This window comes from Micromonospora sp. NPDC005206 (genome assembly GCF_040608175.1).
Taxonomy (GTDB): domain Bacteria; phylum Actinomycetota; class Actinomycetes; order Mycobacteriales; family Micromonosporaceae; genus Micromonospora.
In genome coordinates this window covers 27,146-50,512 of sequence record NZ_JBEXHU010000031.1, presented here as the reverse complement: position 1 = coordinate 50,512, position 23,367 = coordinate 27,146, and the positions used below count along the sequence as shown (strand labels likewise).

Here is a 23,367-nt window from a genome sequence, read left to right as displayed (position 1 = left end):
CGGCGGCGGCCGACCCCGCACCCGACCCGATCGGGTCTTGGCGGACAAGGCATACAGCTCACGCGGCAACCGGGCGGAACTACGCCGACGTGGCATCCCGGCCACCATCCCGATCAAGATCGACCAGGCCGCCAGCCGGCGCAGGAAAGGTGCGAAGGGCGGCCGGCCACCGACCTTCGACCCCATCGCCTACCGCCAGCGTCACGCCGTCGAGTGCGGCATCAACCAGCTCAAACGCCACCGAGCCATGGCCACCAGATTCGACAAACTCGCTGTGCGCTACCAGGCCACACTCCACGTCGCCGCGATCAACGAATGGCTCTGAACCGAGCTATGAAACACGGCCTAGCACCGCCACGCTGATCAGCGTCGAACCGCAAAGCAAACCTATCTCCGCCGGCGACCTTGCGGCGCTGCTCGAAGCGCTGCACTGGACGCCGGGCGACCTCGACGCGACGCTGCCGCCGCGGATCGCCTTCGCCGGGGCGTGGCATCCCATCGTGGCCGCCGCGAGCCGGCAACGCCTGGCCAGCCTGGACTACGACATAGCGGCGTTGGCCAGCCTGATGGCCCAGCGCGACTGGACAACCATCGACCTGGTCTACCGCGAGTCCGCGCTGGTATTCCACGCGCGTAACCCGTTCCCACCCGGTGGTGTTGTCGAGGACGCCGCGACCGGTGCGGCGGCCGCGGCGTTGGGTGGCTATCTGCGCGAGATGCGCCTGGTGGCGCCGCCCGCGACGGTCACCGTGCACCAGGGCCAGGACATGGGCCGTCCAAGCCTGCTCACGATCGAGATCCCCGCCCAACCCGGAACCGGGATCGCGGTGACCGGCACCGCCGTTGCCCTTCCTGACATCCAGGCGAGCGGGGTCTGACCAACCCAGTCGAGCCGTCAAGACTTGTCGTCGACGACTTGGCAATGCACTGTCATCGCCACGACCGCGCGCCGTACGCTGCCGCTCTCTCGTCACGTACTGTGACGCGCGATCGGCGGCAGATCCGGATATCTGATCAAGGTGCATCGGCTTCCAGCCGGCCGCTGGCCTCAGAGCGGTAGGTCACGTGGGGGGTCGGCTGGTGATGCCGTCCAAGACGGTGGTCAGGTTGTGGTTGAAGGTTTCCTCGGCATTGAGGTGGGCGCCGTCGATGACGAGCCGGGCGACGGTGGGGTATCGGCCGGTTTTCAACATGCGTGTGAGGTAGGGGCCGAGGCTGGCCTGCCAGGCGGCCTCATCGGTGCCGGTGGAACGGGCGGTGCGTCGCTCGGTGACCTCTCTGCGGACCGCTCCGATGATGAAGGCGTTGAGGGCGCCCAAAGCCTCGCGGCGCCCCCGCGACCTGACGGGGGCTGGGAACTGACGTTCGATGGCGGCCACCGAACCGGCTGCGACATCCTCATCGGCGCGGACGGCGCGCGCTCAGTCGTCCGGTCGCTGCTGACCGACGTCCAACTGTCCTATGTGGCCACACTCGTAGAGCTGAACATCGAAGACGTCGACCGGCGCCATCCCGATCTCGCCGAGCTGGTTGGCCCCGGGAACCTGTGGTGCGTCGGCGTGAACCAGATCCTGGCAGCGCAACGCCTCGGCGACGGCCGCCTACGTGTCGGGATCTCGCTGCGCGCAGACGATCGCCCCATCGACACATACCGTATTAAGCGCGCTCTGCTGGACATGTTCGCTGGCTGGGACCCACGCCTCACCGCACTCATCGAGGCCGGCGACAGCGCGCCGACGCCGCGCCCGATCGAAGCGATGCCCATCAGTACGCGCTGGTCCAGCCGGCCGGGCGTCACCCTCATCGGCGACGCCGCGCACCTCATGCCGCCGGTCGGCGAGGGCGCCAACCAGGCCATGCTCGACGCCGCCGAACTCGCCAGCCGACTCGCCGCCAACCCCGCCGACCCTGACTCGGCGATCCGGACGTACGAAGAGGCGATGTTCACCAGGATTCATCCGATCGCCGAAATGTCCGCACGAGTCCAGGCGATGATGCTGTCCCCAACCGCAGCGGAAGACATCATCCGCTTCTTCACGGCCCGGCCCGCCGAACCGGCACCCGCAGACTGAGAACGCGCTGCGGAAAGACCGCAGCGTGACCGACCCGGCACCTCACCCTGCCGTCCCCACCCGAGCCGAACGCGAGGCACTCAACGCCACCCTGCTCGCCACCGGCACCGAGACCGGCTTCTGGGACGACAACGGCCGCCACGCATTGTTCCGACTACCCAGATCCGCGCGAGGGTAGGCGGCGACTGACCAACGTGGGTCAGCCACCGGTTCATGACCCATGGCCCGGCGGGGTAGTCGCGGATGTCCTGAGCGGGTCCACCTCGACAGAGCGCGATCAGGATGCCGTCGCCATCGAAGTCAACCACTACAAGATCGGTAGACACGCCTAGCCGCCGTGGCCACTATGGCATCGACGGGTACTCCAAGACCGTCCGTGGAATGCTGACGATCACAGATACTGCTGCAGTTCGGTCAACCGCTCAGTGAGGAAGACCCGCTCGACGCTGTTGTCGGTGAGGGTCAGCGCCTCTTCGTAGGCCGTCGCGGCCTGCGGCCACTGCCCCAACTGGCGCAGGAAGTCGGCGCGGGCGGCACTGAGATATCCGTACGTGGCCAGGGCCGGATCGGCGAGCAACGGCGTCAGCGCGTCGAGTCCGGCCCTTGGTCCGTCGCGCAGGCCGATCGCGACTGCCCGATTGAGATCGACCACAGGCGAAGGCCACAGCCGGAACAGGGCATCGTAGAGGCCGACAACTTCTGTCCAATCGGTGTCCTGCCATGTCGGCGCCTCGGCGTGCACGGCCGCTATCGCAGCCTCCAGGGCGTACCGTGTGGGTGGCCGTCGGCGCAACGCATCGGTCAACAACGACTGGCCTTCGGCGATGAGCTGCCTGTCCCAGCGTGAGCGGTCCTGCTCAGACAAGAGCACCAGGCGCCCGTCGTCGGACACGCGGGTGTCCAGACGCGACGCTATGAGCACTAACAGCGCGAGCAGGCCGCTGATCTCGGCGTCGGTCGGCATGAGCAGATGCAACATGCGGGCCAACCTGATCGCGCTGTCCACCAGGTCCCGGCGGACCAGGTGAGCGCCGAGCGGTGCCGTGTGACCGGTGGTGAAGATGAGATGAACGACCTCGAGGACGGCGCTGACCCGCTCCTCGAGTTGGTCCGGGCCCGGTACCCGGTATGGGATGCGTGCCGTGGCGATCTTCTTCTTGGCCCGGGTGACACGCGCGGCCATGGTGGCCGGCTGCACCAGGAACGCGCGGGCCACCTCAGGCGTGGACAGCCCGCACACCAGGCGCAGGGTCAGGGCGGCCTGCGCCTCCCTGGACAACGCAGGGTGGCAGCACGTGAAGATGAGCCGCAGCCGGTCGTCGACCAGACCGTCCTCGGGGCCCGGCACCGCCTCGTCCCGAACGAGTAACGGCATCTTGCGACGGAACACCGACTCGCGGCGCAGGACATCGCGGGCCCGGTTGCGCGCGATGGTGGTGAGCCAGGCGCCCGGTCGCTCGGGAATGCCGGTCTCTGCCCAGGTCTCCAGGGCCTGGGCGAAAGCGTCCTGGGTGCATTCCTCGGCGAGGTCGAGGTCACGGGTCAGATGGGCAGTGGTGGCGAGCACCTGGGCCCAGTCGCGGCGGTGCGCCTGCGCCACCGCCGCGAGGACGTCATCGTTCATCCGTGCCTCACCACGTCATCCGCGGTCGACCACCGGGCGGATCTCCACACCGCTGTGCGTCTGGTGCACCTCGCGTAGCAGCGTCACCATCGACAGAACCTCGTCCAGGTCGGCCGCCTCGAGCAGGTAGTAACCGCCCAGCGCTTCCTTAGTTTCCAGGAACGGCCCATCCGTCGTGTGGATCTGGCCGGACGCGTCCGAGCGCAGCGAGGTCGCCGTGGGCACCGGCTCCAACTGCTGTCCGTCGATGATCCGTGAGCCTGCTTTGGCGGCGAACGCTTCGTGGGCGGCGTGGTTCGCCTTCCACTCCTCATCAGTCATCGCGTTCCACTGCTGGGCGTCGCCAAAGATGAGAATCAGGTACTTCGCCATTTCTCATAGCCCCATCGTGTGCCGGCCCCTCTGTGGTGGCCTCTACCCTACGACGAGCCCGGAGGGTGGCAGATCGACAGCCGGGACGAAATTCTGGCGCGACGACCTGGGAACGATCGCGGGCCGTCGATCCGACCGAGAGTGCTCTGCACGACGTTTCCGCCGGTAGGTCCCGCGGCGGACAGCCCGATTCGTCACCGTCCTCGACGAGGGGACGATCAGCTGGCCGGACTACGTCGGCAACTCCTTCTTCATGAGCCTCGGCGGCATGCAGCTCGATTCCCGAACCGGGCTCGTCCACCCCGACTGGGAAACCGGCCGCACCCTGTAGCTCAACGGAACCGGGCGGATCAACTGGGACCCGGAGCGAGCGAGCCGGTTCCCCGGTGCACGGCCGGATGGTCGAATTCGAGATCGACCACGTCGTGGAGATCGAACAGGCCAGCGCGCCTCGCTGGCAAGTGCGCGCCTGCTCCCGGTTCAACCCGCCGGCACCGACGGATGCGTCGCTGGAAGGCTCCTCCGCCGTCTCCGATTGAGCCCGTTCCAGGCCCAGCGACAGGTGCTACGCCGTCGGCGCCAAGACGCACGGAGGTGGCGTGGACCGGTGCCGGACCGCCCGGCCCACCCCACGCCACCTCCACCGTCAGGCCCGCATGAACCGGCTCACCGGCAGCGGACGGTTCACCACCCGCATGTCACCGATCCAGCCGTAGAAGCCCTGCTCCACGATCCGGTCGTAGTGGTACGCCCCGACCAGCCACGGCTCGTTCGACGTGGCCAGGCCGACCGCCGGGGTGGACGGGTTGCGCAGCAGTTCGGCGCCGTCGACGTACAAGGTGGTGGTCTTCCCGTCGTTGACCACCGCGACGTGGAACCACTCGTCGGCGGGCATCTCGTGGCCCCAGTTGCTGGAGATGTCGTTCTGGTTGAGCGGGAAGACGGCCCACTGCAACGCCATGCCGTCCGACAGGCTCAGCGTGGCGATCGGCTCCGACGGGTCGCCGCCGGTCTTGCCCGCGTCCCGGCCGGCGCCGAAGCGGCTCAGGATGCTCATCCACGCGTGGTTGCTCGCCCGAACGTCGGCGGGCAGCTTGACGAACGCTTCGATGGTGTAGCCGTCGCGGAAGGTCTCGGCGTTGAGCGGGGCGCCGTCGACGGTCCGTAGGTACGCGCCGCGCGCCGGCTTCTTGGCACCGTCGAAGCGGAGGCTGGCGTGAGCCGGCTGGTCGGGGTGGTGCTCTCCGGACCAGCGCAGCGCCTCCGGCCCGCTACCGGCGAGGGTGGCCCGGGTGAGATGGTTCCCGCGCCCGGAGAGATCCTCGATCCGGCCGCCGTCCGGCACTGCGACGCCGTCGCCGCGCCCCTTGTCGAACCGCCAGTAGGCGAGCGTGCCCGGGACCAGCATGGTGGCCGGGTTGCGGGGCGCACGAGGCGGCACCGGGTCGAAGCCTGCGAACCGCGCCGCGAAGTCGACCCCGATGCTGAACCGGTTGGTTGCGCCGGTCAGCTCCATCTCGCGCTGCTCCAGGACGTTGCGCTGCTCGGGCCGCTGCCCGAGGATCCACGGCGAGAAGGTCTCCACGTCGATCGTGTTGCGTGCCAGGTCGAACTGGTAGAGCCGGATCATCGCGCTGCCGCCGTAGTAGCGGTCCTGGTAGTTGGTGATGTGCAGGTGCACGTCGTGCCCGGCGGCGTTGCGCAGCACGGTCCGGCCGGGCGGCCAGTAGTGCCCGTTGAGGGTGAGGAAGATCTGGTCGCTCTCCGCGACGAGTTCGTCCCAGAGCCGCTGACCGTGCCCGGAGAGCGTCGCCGCTGCGGTGTCGTCCGCGTACACCATGTCGTGGGTGGTGAGGATGACCGGGATGTGCGGATGCGCGGCCAGGACCGACTTCGCCCAGGCGAGACCGGCGTCCGACGGACGCCAGTCGAGCGCTAGCAGCAGCCACTGCCGCCCCGCGGCGGTGAAGACGTGGTACGTGTTGTAGCCGTCCTTGGTCGCTCCGCCGTACGTCGGCAGCTTCCGGAACCGCTCTGGCCCGAACACGTCGAGGTAGGGGCTCGGCCCTCGCTGGTCGGTCGTGGACGAGTTGATGTCGTGATTGCCGGCGAGCACGCTGTACGGCATCCGTTGACGGTCGAAGGTCTCGAACACCTTGCCGGCGGCGGCGAGTTCGTCGGCGCGCGCGTTCTCGACGATGTCGCCGAGGTGGGCGGTGAAGACGATGTTCCGCTGCGCCTGGTTGTCGATGATCCAGCGCAGACTCGCCGCCAACGGCGCCGGGTCACCGCGGTCGGTGTCGAAGAGGTACTGCGTGTCCGGGATGACGGCGAGCGTGAAATGGGGCAGGTCGGGGTCGGGCCGACCGCCGCCGCCGTGCGCGCTCGCCGACGCGGGCGCCTGGGCCCCGACGGTGCCGGCGCCGACCAGACCGGCACCGACCAGGCCGGCGTTCTGAAGGAATCGGCGCCGACTCGGGCCTTGTTGCATGGGGTTGCTCCTCAGATCGATGATGCTCCAGGCTCAGTACGCCCCCCGACCACGAACGTTGATCATGGTGCCCGGCAACGCCGCCCGAACTCCCCTGAATCTCGACCACCTGCCGCCACCGACGCACCCACGGCTACGCCCGCAGCTCGCGCCGCCGGCGACTACACGCGTACTCCGGGTTAACCCGCCGGGCACGCCCCGGTCGCCCCTCCGGGCTCGCACCACGGCCCCCGACCGCCGATGGATCGTGAGCTGCCGACCCCAGGGCCTCGGCTGGCACCAGCGCTGGCTCCCGACGCCGCATCGGTCGATTTGGGGGGCGCGCTCACGAACGCCGCGCATTGTCAGCGGCATGAGAGTGTGCGGGGCGGCCTGTTATCCGCGTCCAAGCCAGGTGGCGACGCACGCCTCGTTGCCCTCGGCGTCGGCCAGGACCCACCACATGGGCGCGTGTGCATCGGAGACCAGTCGGCCGCCCGCGGCCAGGGCGGCGGCTATGCGGGCCTGCGCCTGATCGTGCGGGACGGCGACATCGAGATGCATGCGGTTGCGTTGTAGACGCGTGGTATCCATTCGCTGCAACCCAAAGCCCGGGCCACGGCGCGACGGGTCAAACAGGTAATCCTCGCCGATCTGGCGGTAGCCCAGCACCGCGCGCCAGAACGGCAGCACTTCCGTTCCGACGAGTGCGTCGAGGGTGACGTTTATGAGCTGCACGGCAGCCGGGTCAGCCGAGATGTCCAGATCCCTGGCGGCGGCCGAGATACGTCGGGCCAGAGCTATGTCGCGCTGCCCGAGGGATACGGTGACGCCGGCGTCGCGCAGGTCGATGTTGAGGTAGCGCTGTTCAGTTTCGTCGGCGAGCCGGCCGATTTCATCGACGAGCGCGATGCCTTTGGCAAGCGAGCCGGTCTTGAAGTAGGCCGAGACCACATGGTATAGGGAGCGCCAGTCCTCGACGCCGTCGGCCTCGTGGAACTGCCCTGCCGTGATCTGGCCAGTCATGCCAGCGAACATAGACGGTGTGTCACCGTCGCGGCACCGGCAACGCCTCTAAGCGGCAGATTCGGACGTCGGGCGGAGGCAGATCGGTGAGGGTGCGCCAGTCGTACGGATCCCCCGTGCCTACTTGGTTGCGGAATTGACGAGCGCTGTCAACGCGGGTAGCTCGGTATCGGCGGCGGCGATCAGTGCCGCAACGGTCCGTGGCGCAGTGTCGGTGTATCGCTGAGCAAGGGCGACGAGCTCCGGGACGGGCTCGGGTACGCGGTGAAGGCCGTCGACGGTCTCCAAGGGTCCAACGCCGCCCGCCAGCAGCCAGAGGTAGTCACCCAGGTCTCGGGCGATGACGTGCAGTTCGCCCTCCGAACCGAGGAACACGATGGGTTGTGTTTCGATTGCGGCTCCCGGCGCACGGATCCAGAAGGCAGCCAACCCGCCGGACCCGTCGCGCCCGAAGACCCGAAACGGTGGGGCGTCGGCGGCTGAGTCGCCGGTCCAGTGACGCCACCACTCGGTGGTCCCGGCGGACCCCATGAACATGGCGTCCGGCTGGAAGTCGTGGCCATCGTGGTCCTCGAAGAACCCCGATGCGTGTGCTTCTTCGACGACGGCCGGCAGTGTTCGGTCCTCTTCTGTCACCAGGCGATCCTACGCAGACGGACACGGCTGCCCTGCCGGGAAGACCTCGCCTGCGGTCGCACGACGGACAAACCGCCGGGCATCCACTCATCGTCAGTCGTGCGCGCAGGTGTACTTGTCGCCTCAACCCCTCGCAGCTGGCTGAAGGATGTGTGGGCTGCCGGTGTGCGGCGTCGGATGGTAGCCGGGGTGCGGCTGCGGCAGTGCCGCCACGCACGCTGCGGAACATGCGTTCACCAACAGCGGCAGTACGTCGGTGGCGACCAGGCCAGAGATCCAGACTTGGTGCAGCTCACCGTCAACAGCTGCCATCGGCGGTGCGATATCGCACCGCGATTCAAGGCGGACGGCGCAGGCGAGCGAATTCCTTGCACCCCTTTACGGACTGGCGGCGCTCGCCGCGGCCGGGGCTGTCGTTGGCCGGGGGGCTGACAGGCTAGTTTGCTCGGATGAGTCTCCTCGATGACGTCGCGAGGCGTGACAGTTGGCGATGCTGGGTGTGCGACGAGCCGGTCGACGCCGACATGTCGGTGAACGACCCGCGTGGTCCCAGCGTCGACAGCCGCACCGCCGACAAGAAGGCCAAGGTCGCCGAACGACTTGCGCACCGTGCGTGCAACACCCGCAAGGGCGCTGTCAAGGTGATCATCGCCTGGCCGGACCGTCTGCACGTGGTGGAGCCTGCGCCATTGATCACCGTCGCCGAGCGACTCGAACGCAAGGGCGGCCGCGAGCTGGTCGCCCGCTGTCCGAGCAAGAAGGACGCCCAGGAGGCGGCGGACTGGCTGGTCGACCGGTTCTCCCGGCTGGTGCCCGGACTGCCGGTGACCGCAAGCGTCGACGCAGGCGGCGGACAGTTCCTCGTCGCCCTGGCCACCGGCCGCCGCTGACCGGTGGCCCTGGTCGGCGGGCCCCCGCCGACCCAGGGCAGCCCGGGCTCGAGCCACTACCAGCGCTGCTGCACCACTGACGGTCCCGACGGTCATCGATCAGGGACTTCACGGGGCGTGACCTGGCCCGGCTGGCGTCACTCGGGATGGCCCAGCCGCAGGTCGCGGCCGTCGTCGTCCCGGCCGTTGATGGTCACGGTGTCGGACCCGGGCGGGTACTTGGTTACCGGTCCCGGGTCGGCTTGCCAGTGGCCGAGCGGGGCAACGTCGTGACGATGACGATGTCACGGGGCAGTTCGGCGCGGGTGAGCCGGTGCCGTAGCCACTCGCGGAGGCTGGCCTCGGTCAACGTGCGATCTGTATGCACCTCGACCGTGGCCAGCAGGCGCTGGCCGAACCCCTCGTCGGGTACCGGCCGCAGCACGGCGTCTGCTACGTCGGGGTGGCTGGTGATCACGGCGGCGACGGGGGCGGGGTACACGTTCTGTCCACCGGAGACGATCATGTCGTCGATCCGGCCGTCCAGCAGGAGCCGGCCCACCAGGTCGAGGTGGCCGAGGTCACCAGTGGCGAGCCAGACTCTGCCCGGCTGCCATCCGCTGACCTGTACCTCACCGACGTGGCCGGGTGGGAGGGGCGCGCCAGCGCCGTCGACGACCCGCAGTCGTACGCCTCGCGGTGACCGGCCGACGGTGCCGGGCGCGGCTCGCAGGTCGGTAGGCGTGGCCATCGCGGCCCAGCCTGCCTCGGTCGTCGCGTACATGTTGAAGACGCGGTCGCCGAAGAGTCCGCGCAGCCGCTCGCCGAGTTCGGCCGGTAGAGGGGCGGCGCCGCTGATCACCGCCCGCAGGTGGCGGAGCGGGGGGCGATCGGTCACGGGTAGGTCGCACATGCGCCGCAGTTGGATGGGCAGTGCGACGAGCAACCGGGCGCGGTGCTCCTCAACCGCGTCGAGGATGTCCTGCGGGTCGCGGCCGCTGACCAGCACCACCGGGCTGCCGAGGGTCAGGCCGGCCGAGAGGTACGTCAGCCCGTAGCCGTGGTGGATCGGTGCGGCGACGGCGATCGGTTCCCCAGGGCGGACCGGGGTGAGCCGCAGGTGGGTGATGGCCGGGCCGAGGAGCATGCGCACCGGCAGGGGTCGGGACACGCTGCGAGGGGTGCCGGTGGTGCCGGACGTGAGCACCGACATCCGGCCCTTGCCGCGCCCTCGGGGCGGATACGTCGCCGGGTCGCCAGCCAACAGCACGGATATCGGCACGGCGGGCACCGGGCACGCCGGCGCGCCCGACTCGTGTACCAATGCGACCAGGCGTTCCCGGGTCACCAGGTCGGTTAGCCGGTCGGCGGGCAGGCCCGGGGGCAGCAGCAGCACGTCAGCGCCGGCGCGGGCTAGGCCGGCCGCTGCCGCGACGAAGCCGCGGTGGTCGCGGCAGGCGAGGCCCACCCGGTCACCGGGCTGTACGCCGAGGGTCGCCTGGGCCGCCGCCGCGCACCTGCCGGCGGCCGCGTCGAGTTCCGCGTACGTGGCCGGTCCGTCCTCATCGATCACGGCGACCGCCGTCGGCGACCCGGCGGCGACCGCCGTGGCGAGGGTACGCCCGTGGCGGCGGCCAGCCCGCGCCAACCGCACCAGCCGGCCCGGCCGCAGAAGGCCCGCGCCGACCATGACCCGTACCGGTTCGGTCGCCGCCACCACCTGTAGCCCCGCGGCGAGCGCCCGCTCCACCGCGCGGGGCAGCGTGGCCGCCGCCGCCGAGCCGAGCCGAGCCCACCATGGCCACCAGGTCCGCGGGCGCGCGACGGCGCGGCACACGATGCCCGCCGCCTCGTCGGCCGACATCGCCGGCGCACGCCGGTAGTGCGCGGTAGGTGCAAGCATCCGGGTACGCACCAGGTTGCAGTACACGGTGCTGACGGTGACGTCGTCATGCCGCAGCTCCGCGGCGGCAGTGCGCAGCCACGTGTCGAACGCCGCCTTCGAGGCGTGGTACGCCGACCAGTGCGGGGCGTTGATGGCGAGTCCGGCCGTCGAGACGTTCACGACGTGCCCACCGCCGGTGGTCCGCATGCCGGACAGCAGCACCAGCAGCAGTTGCGCCGGCCCCAGGTAATTCAGGTTGATCGTGCGTTCGAGGTCGTGGAACCGGTCGGCGGTGTCGGCCACCGCACGGCGGATCGACCGCCCGGCATTGTTGACCACCACATCGATCCGGCGGTACCGCGTCAGCAACTCCTCCGCCAGCGCGGCGGCCTCCGCGGGTACTGAGAGGTCAGCGGGGTGAACGTACGCCACGCCGCCGCCCGCGACGATCTCGTCCCGAACCTGCTCCAGCCGCGAGGCCGTGCGTGCCACAAGAAGTACAACGGCGCCCGCCGCGGCCAGCCGGCGGGCAGTCACCGCGCCGATCCCCTCAGACGCGCCGGTCACGAGGACCGTACGACCGGCGACCGCCGCGCGCAGCCGGTCAGGACTCACGCCACGTCCGGTGACACCCGCAGCAATCCGCACCCAATGCATGAGCCCGCCCATCGCATGATTGTGGCTTCAGCTCGGAACCTGTCAAGATCGCGACTATGACGCGTTCCTGGCGGGCTGCCCGACTCGGGAACTGTTGAGCACGCTCACCGACAAATGGGCGGCGCTGGTGGTCGCGGCGCTCGCCAGTGGCCCGCAGCGGCACAGCGAGCTCGCCCGCCGCATCGCCGGCGTCAGCCAGAAGATGCTCACCCAGACCCTGCGCACACTGGAACGCGATGGTCTGCTCACCCGCACCGTGACCGCGTCGGTGCCGGCCCGCGTCGACTACGCGCTCACACCGCTCGGCCACGACCTGTTCCCGGTGATGGTCGCGATCAAGACCTGGGCAGAGACACGCATGGATCGCGTCTTTCAGGCGCGCGCCCAGTTCGACGCGCGATCATGAAGTCCAGCGGGCGCTGACCTCCGACCCGGTTCCCGTCCCTGCTGGCCCAGATGCGGCACGTCTTCGGGCACGACGCCCTGACGGTGGTCTGGGCCCTTCCGCGTCCCGGGTTGGCACCTGTACGGCTTCGCCGTGATCCACGCCCGTATAGCGCGTTGATCAACGGGAACCCCGCGGTGGCGCCGCCCTGCGAGCATCGGTGCCATGCGCAAGATTGCCCTGACGTTGGCCGCGGTCCTGCTGGCGTCGGGGTGCGCCGGCACGAGCACCTCGGCATCACCCTCGGGACCCTCCGCGACCGCCGCCAGCGGGTCGCCCGAAGCCGTCGTTACCAACGCGCCGGCACCGGCCTGGCGCCTGGCCACGCTGCCGGAGCTGGCCGGGCCGACCAGCGTGCTGTGGGACGTCGTGTCGGTGGACGCCACGCACGCGTGGGCCGTCGGCAGCGAGGCCTACTCGCCCGAACAGCCGAACGACACCGGCACCCCGTTGGTCCTCCAGTGGGACGGGACGCGTTGGGCACGCGCGGCGCTGCCGGCGATCGCGTGGCGCGGTCGGTTCGACCTCGTCGCGGCCGACTCGCCCTCGAACGTCTGGGCGGTCGGCAGCACGGCCGCCGCCGTCCCGGAGGACCAGGTGACGCACGTCCTGCACTACGACGGGACCGCCTGGCGCGAGGTGCCGTTCGCGCGGGGCAACAGCAAGAGCTACGCGCTGATCACCGGACTCACCGTCGTGGGTGCACACGCCTGGGTGGTGGGCAATCACCAGAGCGAGGTGATCATCGAGCAGTGGGACGGCCGGTCCTGGCAGTCGCACCAGTCGCCCGCCGAATGCCGCACCGGCGGCACGTCCTTCGGTGGCATGCCGAACTTCTGCACCTTCACCGCGATCAAGGCCTTTGGCTCGGATGACGTCTGGGCCGCCGGCAACGGCGCGTGGAAGGGGTTCAAGGGCCCGCTGCTCTTCCACTGGAGCGGCTCAGGCTGGCGTACGGTCCAGGTGGGCATCAACGAACAGGAGTCCTCGTTCGAAGCGCTCGCGGGTCGCTCGTCCGGCGAGCTGTGGGCGGTCGGCGACGGTGGGTTGGCCGTGCGCGGCAGCGGTGGATCCTTCGAGATGCTCCGGGACGCGCCGGGTGGCGCGCTGCCCGACGTGGCGACCGACCCGGCCGGACTGCCGTGGTTGATCGAGAACTCCCGAGCGCCGAGCGCGGCGCTCGCCGCGTACAGCACGGGCGCGTGGGTCGGCATGCCCGCGCCGCAGCCGCTGGACGCGGTCGGCATGAGCCTGCACGGGATCGCCGGGACCCCGGGCAGCCCGCTGATGTTCGCGGTGGGAGCGGTCGATCTCCCCACCACCCCGCGCTACCTGAGGGCGGTCGTGCTCGAGTACGTGCCAGGCCTGTCGATCGAATCGCGGCCCTGACCGGTCCGATCCGACGGTTCTGGCCGGTTTTGCGGGCTAACGTCATACGGCGTGTCGCGGCTGACAGCCACCCACTCGGGAAGATCGCGCTGGCCGTGCTCGTGCGGCTGCGGGCGATGCTGGGGGTGGAGAGCTCGCCGAGGCGCTCTACACCCACGCGACGGGACTGAGAAATTCTCTGGCTCGACGCCGAGCGGCACGTGGATCTCCACGATGTGGAGCCATTTCATCGGGCCTCGTCCAAATGCACTCATCTCGGCTACTTGTTTCATTGACCTATGACCCCGGTCCGGCCAGGCTTCGGTCGGGGCGCCCGGGCTGTCGCTCTCATTTCGGCTGCCCACGCTGGTTGTGTGGCTCTCATTTGGCCTGCGCAGTCCCGGGCGTCGCCCCAAGGGCGGGGAGAGGCTCAAGAGCGCCTCTGTGTGTCAACCCTTCCGGTCGTCAACTTGAGTTGATCTCTGGTGAGGTGCCGGTAGAGGACGTTGGTGAGGCGGCGTTTGAGGGCGCGTCGCGCCTCGGCGGGTGTCTTTCCTTCGGCGAGTTTGCGCTGGTAGTAGACGCGTCCGGGTCCGGGGTCGCGGGCTTGGACCAGCGCGATGGTGTGCAGGGCGGTGTTAAGTTGCCGGTTGCCGGTGGGGTTGAGTCGGTGGCGGCGGCGTTCGCCGCTGGAAGCCTCCAGGGGCGAGGTGCCGGCGTAGCTGGCGAAGTGGTCGGCGTTCGGGAAGCGGGTGATGTCGCCGACGTGGCCGAGCACCTTGGCGGCGATGAGATGCCCGACGCCACGCATGTCCACGATGGTGGAGTGGGTCTCGGCCAGGACCTGCCGGGTCTGGGTCTGGTTGGCGTGTAGCCGCCGGTCCAGGTGGCGCAGGTCCGCGATCATGTCCCGGGCCAGGTCGCGGCGACAGCTGTCGGTGGCGGTGACCGGCGGGACGCTGCGCAGCAGCGCGGCGGCCTTGTCCGCGGTCAGGTCCAGCGCCGCGCCGCCGGGGATCAGATCGCGCAGCAGCACGTGGAGTCGGTTGAGTAGCCGGACGCGTTCGCGGGCCAGGTCATCTCGGCGCTCAGACAGCAACCGCAGACGGGTGTGGTCGTTCTCGGCCGCGACGGGGCGCAGCCGTTTGTGGCGCAGGGCGGCATGCGCGACGCTGGCGGCGTCCGCGGCGTCCGTCTTGCGGGTGCCGCCGGTGTCCAGCAGACGGGCTCGGGATGCGAGGGTGGCCGGCACGCCGACGACGTTTTCGCCGGCTGCGGCCAGCAGTTGCGCGATACCACGTCCCAGGCAGGCGGCGCCTTCGACCGCGAATCGGCGCTGCGGCCAGCTGACGGCCCAGCCGGTCAGCGTCTTGTATGCCGCGGCGTTGACGGTGATCCGCCGAGTCGCGAGGAGCTGACCGGTCTCGTCGAGGGCGACGGCGGTCAAGGAGGACTTGTGCGGGTCGATGCCGATCGTGATCACGGAGGTCTGGGGTTCCTTCCACCAGGCGAATGAGGAACAACGCCGTGGCGGGCAGCCTGACTTGAAGAAGTCCTTGAGCACGCCTCTGTTGAGCCACGCTACGGCCGGGCGCCGGCCAGCGGTGGCACGCTCTTGAAGAGCCAGCCCGAGAGCGGCAAGGGGTATGCGAGCCAGTGCCGACCGGCGCCCTGACGCTACGGGCTGCAGACCCCAGCGCCTGAAGCCAGTAGACAAGTCAGGGGTTTGCTCGGCTCGAAGTAGCGTTGCCCTCCCGGCTCGATGAACCAGGTGGATCGAGCATGGGAGGACCTGTTGAGTGTCACGTCGGATCGCGTGGTCATCGGCATGGACCCGCACAAGCGTTCAGCCACGATCGAGGTCATGGCCGGCGACGAGACCGTCATCGGCGCGGGCCGCTTCGACACCGGCCGGGACGGCTACGCGGCGATGAAGAATTACGCCAAGCAGTGGCCGCACCGGGTCTGGGCGATCGAGGGCTGCCAGGGCATCGGCCGGCACATCGCCAACCGGTTGCTGACCGATGGCGAACAGGTCGTGGATGTCCCACCGAAGTTGTCGGCCCGGGCGCGGGTGTTCGCCACCGGCCAGGGCCGCAAGACCGATGCCACCGACGCCCACTCCATCGCGCTGGTCGGCACCCGGATGGCCGGGCTACGCCCGCCGGTCAACGACGAACAGCTTGCCCTGCCGCGGATCCTGGTCGATCGGCGCCGCTCCCTCGGCGAGGGCCACACCCGAATGGTCTCTCAACTGCACCAACTGCTGCTGGAGCTGATCCCTGGTGGAGCGAAGAAGAGCCTGTCCGCCGCCCAGGCCAAGGCACTGCTGGCCACGGTGAGACCCCGTGACGCGGTCGGCAAGGCCCGACGCCGGGTCGCCGCCGAGCTGATCAGTGACCTCGAACGGATCTACCAACGTTCCAAGGACGCCGACAAAGAACTAAAGGAGCTGGTCGCCTCCACCGGAACCACGCTGATGGACCTGCATGGCATCGGGCCCTCCGGCGCCGCCCGGCTGCTGGTCGAGGTCGGCGACATCGCTCGCTTCCCCAACCGGGCCCACTTCGCTTCCTGGAACGGCACCGCCCCCATCGACGCCTCCTCCGGCGACCAGGTCCGACACCGACTTTCCCGCGCCGGCAACCGACAGATCAACCGGGTGCTGCACATCATGGCCACCGTCCAGCTGCGCAATCCCACCGAAGGACGCGCCTACTTCGACCGGAAAAAGGCATCCGGCAAGACATCGATGGAAGCCATGCGCGCGCTGAAACGACGCCTGTCCGACATCGTCTACCGACGCATGCTCAACGACGCCGCAACCGCGGCAGCGGGCCCGGGAGGACACCGGGAAACGACTACAGACTCCAGCGTGACCAGCTCGCATCCCCATGCCGGTTCTTCGGAGAAGTCACTTCCCGGACCCGCCGAGACCCAGCTTAGAACCCCGCTCGCGGCGGTGTCTTGACACAGAGGGGAGCCAGATCCGGGAGTTGAGCGGTTAGCCGCGCACAGGGCATCTGACACGCAGGGTCACCGACCGCGCTGACCGTCAGATCCCGCGGACGTCGGATAGCTGCTCTCTGAAGGAAGGCCTACCTGCTGCCCAGTTTTACTCCGAGCACTCTCCTGGCTCTGTTGTTGGGCCGCACGCCGATCCCTTACTGGTCTCGGCACAAGGCCGTCTCGTGCGAACGCCCGGGACGGCCTCTTGGCGTTCCGGTCCGCGCCAACCTTCCTGGTTCGCGGTCCCGGGGGGGACTACGTGAGTCGCTGACCGGTCTTGTCAGGTCGTGACAGGCGCCAGGCGAGTTCGATCGGCCTGACAGCCGAGATCTGGGCAGTGCATGTCATCCACGGCATGCCCGCCCGGTGGGGACCTCCCATCCGGCGAGGCCACTGGTCCGGCACGGCTGGCGCGGCGTACTGACACCGCAACCCTTCCCATAGCGCAAGGGAGGAGCGCCCCCACCGGCCCAGTCGAAGCTTCGCCCTGGTCCCCACCGCGGCGGCCCGCAGATCTCCTGTGGAGCGTCGCAATGCACACGACTCTGTCAGTCCTGTCCGACCTCGCTGCCGCCGCGCCGCAGCCACTCGCGGCTCCAAAATCCATCAACGAGGTCATCTCCTCGATCACCACGTGGATCATGGGCATCATCGCGCTGGTCGCGACAATGTTCCTGGTCATCGGCGGTCTCCGCTACATGGCCGCCGGCGGTGACCCGGCCCAGGTCGAGCAGGCGAAGGGCAACCTCAAGTCCGCCTTGATCGGCTACGCGCTGACGGTCCTCTCCCCCGTGATCCTGCAGGTCCTGCAGGGCATCATCGGCGGCTGAGGACATCTGTCATGGTCAACTGGATGATGAATGGCCTGGTGGAATGGCTCGCCGAGCGGCTGCAAGAGCTCCTCGGCGGGCTCCTGGCCTATCTGACGTCGTCGATGTTCCTGTCGCCGGACGTCACCGTATTGCCGCAGGTGCAGACCATCGCCGCGAAGAGCGCGCTGGTCGTCAACGCCTGCTACATCCTCGCGCTGGTAACCGCCGGCATCGTGACGATGACCAGCAGTTCGGTCGAGATGCGATACGGCGTCAAGGAACTCGTGCCACGCCTAGTCGTCGGGTTCATCCTGTCGAACTTTGCGGTCCCACTCTGCGCCGTGCTCATCGATGTCGCCAACGCGTTGACTGTGGCCATGGTCGGCACTACGGCTCCGACCACGCAAGCTGTCACGCTGGCCCGCACCCACGTGGCCGCCGCCCTCATCGATCCGGCCAACGCCCTCATCGCACTGATCATCGGACTACTGATCGTCGGACTGATGTTCACCCTCGTCACCGGTTGGGTCGTACGCGTTGCGGTACTGGTCATCCTGGCCGGGCTCGCCCCGCTCGCGCTGGCCTGCTATTGCCTGCCCTGGACGCAACCCACCGCCGAACTGTGGTGGCGCAGCCTGCTGGGCTGCCTCGGCACGGCCGTGCTGCAGGCCATCGCGTTCTCCACCGGCATCCACCTGCTCACCGACCCGGATGCGAGCGTTCCGGTCCTGATCGGTCTGCCGGGCTCGGACGTGTTGAACCTGCTGCTGGTCGCCGTGGTTCTGTGGATGACGGTCAAGATCCCCGCGATGATGGGTCGCTATGCGACGGGCAAGGGGTCGCCGAACAGCGGCGGGGTTTTGCTGCGGGCAGTGGTCATCCAGGGCATCACCCGTCGTCTCCCGCTCGGCAGGCTCGGACGTGCGGCCTTGCGAGGTGGGCGATGACGATCGAGGACACCGTGCCGCGCGCCGTTGTCCCGGCCAATGTCAACGAGCCCGACCGCATCGCGTTCGGGCTGACGTTCCGGCAGCTGGGCATCGTCGGCGGTGCCGGCCTGGTCGGGTTCGGTGTCTACCGCACGTTCGGGCATCTGCTGCCGCAGATGGCGTGGATCGTCGCTGGGGCAGTCGTGTTCGCCGTGGCGGTCGTGGTGGCGCTCGGCCGCCGTGACGGCCTGCCGCTGGACGTGTGGCTGCGGCACGGGTTCGCGCTCAGCCGTAGGCCGCGCACGCTCGCTCCGGGTAGGGCTCGGGTCAGCTCGGTCGCAGCCGTGGCCGGCGAGCCGAGCCTTCCGACGCCGCTGCGCTCTCCGGTCACGGCGGTCAGCCCGACCGGAGTCCTGACCAGTGAGGGCAGCGGCAAGGTCCTGATCGCCTGCGGCACGACGAACATCCACCTGCGCACCGGCGGTGAGCAGGGGGCCCTGTTGGAGGGGTTTGGGCGGTTCCTCAACAGCCTGACCGGGCCGGCGCAGATCGTCGTGGCCGCGCAGCGGCACGACCTGAGCGTCTACGCGCAGGCAACTGTCGACCACGCGCCGCGCCTGGCGCACCCGGCGTTGCAAGCCGCCGCCGACGACTACGCCTCGTTCCTGCTCGACCTCGACAGCCAGCGCGATCCGCTGCGCCGCCAGGTCCTCGCCGTCGTCACCGGCGAGTACGCGGCCGACACGGCTGTGCGCGCCCTGTGCGGGCTCGGTGTCGAAGCCGCCGCTCTGGACGGGCCGGCTGTCGCCTCCGCGCTGGCCGGCGCGGTCGATCCGTTCTCCCCACCGGTGCCTGGCCCGCGTGCGGTACCCGGCGCCCCGATCACCCTGCGGAGCACATCGTGAACCTGTTGAAAAAGCGCAAGATGAGTGTCGCGGCCGGGGACGGGATGCCCTCCCCGGCCGCGTTGTCGGTCACGCCGTGGCACGTGCAGGTCGGCGACGGGTACGCCGCAACCTACGCGGTGTGCGGCTACCCGGCCGAGGTCGGCCCCGCCTGGCTCGACCCGCTGCTGTCCTACCCCGGGCGGGTCGACGTCGCGGTGCACCTGGACCCGGTGGCGCCGCAACTGGCCGCGCCGATGCTCAAGCGCCAACGCGCCCGCCTCGAGTCCTCCCGCCGCCTCGACGCCGGCCAGGGCCGGCTGGGCGACCCGATGGTCGAGGCGGCAGCGGCCGACGCCGCCGACCTCGCCGAACGCGTCGCCCGCGGGGCGGCGAAGCTCTTCGACGTCGGCATCTACGTCACCATCCACGCCCGTACCCTCGACGAACTCGCCACCGTCACCGCGGGCGTGAAGTCCGCCGCGGCCAGCGTGCTGCTGGACGTGCAGCCGGCGACGTTCCGCCACCAGCAGGGCTGGGTGGCCACGCTGCCGGTCGGCGTGGACCCGCTACGGATGCGCCGCATCCTCGACACCACCGCCCTCGCGGCGGCGTTCCCCCTCGCCTCGGCCGACCTCGCCGCACCGGCCCCGGGCACCGTCGCCCCACCACAGGGGGTGCTGTACGGGGTCAACACCACCTCCAACGGGGTGCTGATCTGGAACCGGTGGGCGCAGGACAACCACAACAGTGTGGTCCTGGCGCGCAGCGGCGCCGGGAAGTCCTACTTCGTCAAGCTCGAGGTGCTGCGCAACCTGTACCAGGGCACGACAGTGTCGGTCATCGACCCCGAGGACGAGTACGCGCCCCTCGCGGAGCACGTCGGCGGCGCCGTCGTGCAGCTCGGTCAGCCCGGCGTCAGGGTCAACCCGTTCGACCTGCCCGCCGACAACCGTCCCGACACCCTGACGCGGCGCGGGCTGTACCTGCACACGCTGATCTCGGTCATGCTCGGCGCGGCACCGCCGCCGGCCGAACGCGCCGCTCTCGATCGGGCGATCACCGCCACCTACAACCGGGCCGGGATCAACGGCGACCCGGGCACCTGGACCACACCCGCGCCGCTGCTGCGCGACCTGGCCGCAACCCTCGACGCGGACGGCGACCCCGCCGCCGGGCACCTGGCCGCCCGGCTCGCGCCGTGGACGGTCGGCAACTTCGCCAGCATGTTCGACGGGCCGACATCCACCCGGCCGGAGGGCCACCTGGTGGTGTGGAGCCTGCGGCACCTGCCCGACGAGTTGCGCACCGTGGGAACTCTGCTCGCCCTCGACTCGATCTGGGCCGGCATCGACACTGCGCCCGCGGGCGCCCGCCGGCGTCGACGGCTCGTCGTCGTGGACGAGGCGTGGCTGCTGATGCGCGACGGCGAAGGCGCGCGGTTCCTGTTCCGGATGGCCAAGGCCGCCCGCAAGCGCTCCGCAGGTTTGTGCGTCATCACCCAGGACGCCTCCGACGTCCTGTCGAGTGACCTCGGCCTGGCGGTGGTGTCCAACGCCGCCACGCAGGTGCTGATGCGCCAGTCCACGCAGTCCATCGACGCGGTGTCCGAGGCGTTCGGCCTGACCGCTGGGGAGTCGAGGCTGCTGCTGTCGGCTCCGCGCGGTGAGGGCCTGCTCGTTGCTGGTCGTAGCCGGATCCCGTTCCGCAGTGTCGGATCGGCGGCCGAGCACACGCTCGCCGTGACCGGAATCGGGGAAGCCGAATGATGACCACTGCGACCTGGCCCGCCGACGTCGGGCACTGGATCATCGCCCGGCCGTGGCTGGGCTTCATCGCCGCCGCCGCGATCCTCGCCGCAGTGTTCGGCCACGATCAGGTGCTCGCCTGGCGGCACAAGCGGTTCACGATCGGCGCACGGTGGCTGAGCATCGCCGCCCCGCCGGAGGTCACCGCCGAGGCAGCCGCGGCGTTCTGGATGACGCTGGTCGGCGTGCTGACGCCGTCGGTGTGGCAGCAGCGCCTGTTCGGCATCGCGCACGTCGGCTGGGAGTACATCTGGACCGGCCGGTCCCTGACCATCCGGGTCTGGGTGCCCGGCACGGTGCCGGACGGCGCGGTCGAGGCCGCCGTCCGGGCGGCCTGGCCCGCGGCCACCCTCACCACCTCCGGCGCCGCACCGCCGATTCCGCCCACCGTCGCCGAGCAGGTGGGCGGGGCGCACTGGCCGCAGCACACCGACGGGCTGCCGCTGCGCAGCGAGCACGACACCGACCCGCTGCGGGCGCTGCTCGCCGCCGGCGCCCAGGTACGCCACCGCGAACACGCCTGTGTGCAGATCCTCGCCCGCCCGGCACCCACCCGCCGCGTCCGCGCCGCCCGCAGGGCCGCGGCGAGCACCAGCAGCCATCGCCGCGGGCGGCCCGACCTGGCCACCCGCGCCGTCACCGGGGCGGTGCGGCTGGCCATCGAGCCGCTGCTGTGGTTCCTCGACGTGTTCACGCCCGGCTCGTCGCGGCCACGCACCCATGCCCCAGTGGTGCGTCCGGGCGAGCGGGACCCGGTGGCCGTCGCCGACGCCCGCACCATCGTGGACAAGGCCGTGCGGGTCCCGCACTACGAGATCGCAGTCCGGTTCGCCGTAGCGGCCGACGCCGGCACGTCCCCACCAGACCCGCAACGGGCCGCCCAGGTCCGCTCACGCCTCGGCGGGCTCAGGCACACCATCGCCTCAGCTGCCGCGGCGTACACCGGCCCGAATCGGCTGCGGCGGATGAAGATGCCCCAGCCGGTGGCCACGATCGCCGGACGGCGACTGCGGCGCGGGTTCCTGGCCACCGTCGCGGAACTCGCGGCCCTCGCCGCCCTGCCGCAGGACCTCGCTGTCCCGGGCCTCGATCGGGCCCAGGCCAAGGCCGTGCCGGCGCCCGTGCAGGTCCCCTCCGGCGGCCGGGGCGTGAAGGTGCTGGGCCGCTCGCAGATCGGCCACCACAGCGTCGGGCTCAAGGTCTCCGACGCCCGCCAGCACGTGCATGTCGTCGGCAAGACCGGCGTCGGCAAGTCCACGCTGCTGCTGAACATGATCCTCGGCGACATCAAGTCCGGGCGCGGGACCGTGGTCATCGACCCGCGCGGGGACCTGATCACCGACATCCTCGACCGATTGCCCGCCTCGCAGGCCAAGAAGATCGTGATCATCGACCCGGATCAGGAGAACCCTGGCTGCTTCAACCCGCTCGATGACGGCGGCGACCCGCACCTGGCCGTGGACAACCTCGTCGGCATCTTCGCCAAGATCTTCCAGGGCCAGTGGGGGCCCCGCATGGACGACACCATGCGGGTCGCCTGCCTCACGCTGATGCGCCACGCGAAACCAACCCTGAGCCTGGTCCCGTCGCTGCTGCAGGACCGGGACTTCCGGGCCCGGTTCACCCACGGCCTGGACGACCCGGACGGCCTCGGCGGGTTCTGGCTCTGGTACGACGGCATCAACGAGCAGTTCCGCGGCCAGGTCATCGCACCCGTCCTCGCCCGACTCCGAGCCTTCCTGCTGCGGGACTTCGTGAAATCGGTGATCGGTAACGCCCACTCGTCGTTCGACATGGGCCGGGTGCTCGACGGCGGGGTGCTGCTGTGCCGGCTACCCAAGGGCATCCTCGGTGAGGAGACCAGCCGCATCCTCGGCTCGATGATCGTCGCCCGGGTGTGGCAGGCCGCCATCGCCCGCGCCAGCATCCCCGAAGACCAGCGAAAAGACGCCAGCCTCTACATCGATGAGTGCCACAACTTCCTCACGCTGCCCGGCAACGTCGGCGACATGCTGGCCGAGGCGCGCGGGTTCCGGCTCGGGCTGGTCCTGGCGCACCAGGACCTGGCGCAACTGCCCCACGACATCGCCGCGGCGGTGTCGGCCAACGCACGGTCGAAGCTGTTCTTCACCGTCGACCCGGCCGACGCGCGGGAGTTGTCCCGACACACCAAACCGGAGCTCGACGAGCACGACCTCGCCCACCTCGACGTGTACACCGCCGCCGCCCGGCTGCTGGTCGGCAACCGGGAGCTGCCCGGGTTCACCTTCGTGACCAACCCGCCGGCGCCGCCGGTGGGTGAGGCGACCGCGATCCGGCAGGAGTGCGCCGCCGCCCACAGCCGCACCGGTGGTGAGCCGCCGATGCAGCAGCTCGCCCGTACCGCGATGAAACGGCGCATGACCGACCGCGAACGCTAACCCGCGTTCGGAGGCTCGGTTGGGTGCGGCACCGGGGGCTCGTGTGGGGGTGTCCGCGACACGAGCCCCCACACGAGCCCA

20 protein-coding genes and 1 pseudogene are annotated in these 23,367 nt (G+C 70.0%); 13 read left to right on the top strand and 8 right to left on the bottom strand.

Translation table 11 applies throughout. From position 1 onward, the window contains the following. Nucleotides 1-325: transposase (locus ABZU69_RS33345; RefSeq protein WP_354968268.1), on the top strand; the 325-nt coding region annotated here is incomplete at its 5' end. A gap of 22 nt (nucleotides 326-347) precedes the next feature. Then, nucleotides 348-878, top strand: a pseudogene (locus ABZU69_RS33340) (PhzF family phenazine biosynthesis protein); the annotation flags it as partial. Nucleotides 879-1,061: 183 nt separating this feature from the next. Here ABZU69_RS33340 and ABZU69_RS33335 read toward each other — a convergent pair. Further along, on the bottom strand, nucleotides 1,062-1,379 hold the full coding sequence (locus ABZU69_RS33335; RefSeq protein ID WP_354968267.1) for a TetR/AcrR family transcriptional regulator C-terminal domain-containing protein: 318 nt from the start codon (nucleotides 1,377-1,379) through the stop codon (nucleotides 1,062-1,064). A 297-nt stretch (nucleotides 1,380-1,676) separates the two neighbouring features. On the opposite strand from ABZU69_RS33335, the gene ABZU69_RS33330 reads away from it, so the two are divergent. Beyond that, the gene (locus ABZU69_RS33330) at nucleotides 1,677-2,072 is read left to right on the top strand and encodes an FAD-dependent monooxygenase (RefSeq protein ID WP_354968271.1); all 396 of its coding nucleotides are present in this window, start codon (nucleotides 1,677-1,679) and stop codon (nucleotides 2,070-2,072) included. A gap of 391 nt (nucleotides 2,073-2,463) precedes the next feature. Here the strand turns inward: ABZU69_RS33330 and ABZU69_RS33325 are convergent, their stop codons facing one another. Together ABZU69_RS33325 and ABZU69_RS33320 are read right to left on the bottom strand one after the other, a co-directional pair. Then, complete coding sequence (locus ABZU69_RS33325) at nucleotides 2,464-3,696, bottom strand: sigma-70 family RNA polymerase sigma factor (protein ID WP_354968266.1); 1,233 nt, start codon at nucleotides 3,694-3,696, stop codon at nucleotides 2,464-2,466. A 15-nt stretch (nucleotides 3,697-3,711) separates the two neighbouring features. Next, a complete protein-coding gene (locus ABZU69_RS33320) occupies nucleotides 3,712-4,068 on the bottom strand; it encodes a YciI family protein (protein ID WP_354968265.1) in 357 nt (118 codons plus the stop codon). A gap of 398 nt (nucleotides 4,069-4,466) precedes the next feature. On the opposite strand from ABZU69_RS33320, the gene ABZU69_RS33315 reads away from it, so the two are divergent. Beyond that, nucleotides 4,467-4,607 (top strand): hypothetical protein, encoded by a 141-nt coding sequence (locus ABZU69_RS33315; protein WP_354968264.1) that lies wholly within the window; start codon nucleotides 4,467-4,469, stop codon nucleotides 4,605-4,607. A gap of 107 nt (nucleotides 4,608-4,714) precedes the next feature. Here the strand turns inward: ABZU69_RS33315 and ABZU69_RS33310 are convergent, their stop codons facing one another. From ABZU69_RS33310 to ABZU69_RS33300, 3 genes are all read right to left on the bottom strand, one after another. Continuing rightward, nucleotides 4,715-6,559: a LamG-like jellyroll fold domain-containing protein gene (locus ABZU69_RS33310; protein WP_354968263.1), complete on the bottom strand. Its 1,845-nt coding sequence runs from the start codon at nucleotides 6,557-6,559 to the stop codon at nucleotides 4,715-4,717. Nucleotides 6,560-6,934: 375 nt separating this feature from the next. Continuing rightward, a complete protein-coding gene (locus tag ABZU69_RS33305) occupies nucleotides 6,935-7,564 on the bottom strand; it encodes a VOC family protein (protein ID WP_354968262.1) in 630 nt (209 codons plus the stop codon). Nucleotides 7,565-7,684: 120 nt separating this feature from the next. Beyond that, a complete protein-coding gene (locus ABZU69_RS33300) occupies nucleotides 7,685-8,200 on the bottom strand; it encodes an SMI1/KNR4 family protein (protein ID WP_354968261.1) in 516 nt (171 codons plus the stop codon). 449 nt (nucleotides 8,201-8,649) lie between these two features. Here ABZU69_RS33300 and ABZU69_RS33295 point away from each other — a divergent pair, with 449 nt between their 5' ends. Then, entirely contained in the window at nucleotides 8,650-9,090 is a 441-nt protein-coding gene (locus tag ABZU69_RS33295) for a hypothetical protein (RefSeq protein WP_354968260.1), read from the top strand. Nucleotides 9,091-9,313: 223 nt separating this feature from the next. Here ABZU69_RS33295 and ABZU69_RS33290 read toward each other — a convergent pair whose 3' ends face one another. Further along, on the bottom strand, nucleotides 9,314-11,569 hold the full coding sequence (locus ABZU69_RS33290) for an SDR family NAD(P)-dependent oxidoreductase (RefSeq protein ID WP_354968259.1): 2,256 nt from the start codon (nucleotides 11,567-11,569) through the stop codon (nucleotides 9,314-9,316). A gap of 61 nt (nucleotides 11,570-11,630) precedes the next feature. On the opposite strand from ABZU69_RS33290, the gene ABZU69_RS33285 reads away from it, so the two are divergent. After that, complete coding sequence (locus tag ABZU69_RS33285; RefSeq protein ID WP_354968258.1) at nucleotides 11,631-12,017, top strand: helix-turn-helix domain-containing protein; 387 nt, start codon at nucleotides 11,631-11,633, stop codon at nucleotides 12,015-12,017. A 204-nt stretch (nucleotides 12,018-12,221) separates the two neighbouring features. Next, nucleotides 12,222-13,445: a hypothetical protein gene (locus ABZU69_RS33280; protein WP_354968257.1), complete on the top strand. Its 1,224-nt coding sequence runs from the start codon at nucleotides 12,222-12,224 to the stop codon at nucleotides 13,443-13,445. A 409-nt stretch (nucleotides 13,446-13,854) separates the two neighbouring features. On the opposite strand, the gene ABZU69_RS33275 is transcribed toward ABZU69_RS33280, so the two are convergent. Beyond that, complete coding sequence (locus ABZU69_RS33275; protein ID WP_354968256.1) at nucleotides 13,855-14,907, bottom strand: IS110 family transposase; 1,053 nt, start codon at nucleotides 14,905-14,907, stop codon at nucleotides 13,855-13,857. A 312-nt stretch (nucleotides 14,908-15,219) separates the two neighbouring features. Here ABZU69_RS33275 and ABZU69_RS33270 point away from each other — a divergent pair, with 312 nt between their 5' ends. The 6 genes from ABZU69_RS33270 to ABZU69_RS33245 all read left to right on the top strand — a co-directional run bounded on the left by ABZU69_RS33270 (nucleotide 15,220) and on the right by ABZU69_RS33245 (nucleotide 23,286). Continuing rightward, entirely contained in the window at nucleotides 15,220-16,395 is a 1,176-nt protein-coding gene (locus ABZU69_RS33270; protein WP_354968255.1) for an IS110 family transposase, read from the top strand. Between the two features lie 571 nt (nucleotides 16,396-16,966). Continuing rightward, the gene (locus tag ABZU69_RS33265; protein ID WP_354968254.1) at nucleotides 16,967-17,263 is read left to right on the top strand and encodes a pilin; all 297 of its coding nucleotides are present in this window, start codon (nucleotides 16,967-16,969) and stop codon (nucleotides 17,261-17,263) included. Nucleotides 17,264-17,274: 11 nt separating this feature from the next. Continuing rightward, nucleotides 17,275-18,192: a hypothetical protein gene (locus tag ABZU69_RS33260; RefSeq protein ID WP_354968253.1), complete on the top strand. Its 918-nt coding sequence runs from the start codon at nucleotides 17,275-17,277 to the stop codon at nucleotides 18,190-18,192. Next, nucleotides 18,189-19,079, top strand: a complete 891-nt coding sequence (locus ABZU69_RS33255; RefSeq protein WP_354968252.1) for a PrgI family protein — start codon at nucleotides 18,189-18,191, stop codon at nucleotides 19,077-19,079. Before ABZU69_RS33260 ends, ABZU69_RS33255 begins: the two co-directional genes overlap by 4 nt. Nucleotides 19,080-19,123: 44 nt before the next feature. Then, nucleotides 19,124-20,827, top strand: coding sequence for a DUF87 domain-containing protein (locus ABZU69_RS33250; RefSeq protein WP_354968270.1), 1,704 nt, complete (start codon nucleotides 19,124-19,126; stop codon nucleotides 20,825-20,827). After that, entirely contained in the window at nucleotides 20,827-23,286 is a 2,460-nt protein-coding gene (locus ABZU69_RS33245; protein ID WP_354968251.1) for a DUF87 domain-containing protein, read from the top strand. Before ABZU69_RS33250 ends, ABZU69_RS33245 begins: the two co-directional genes overlap by 1 nt. Nucleotides 23,287-23,367: the final 81 nt, after the last annotated feature.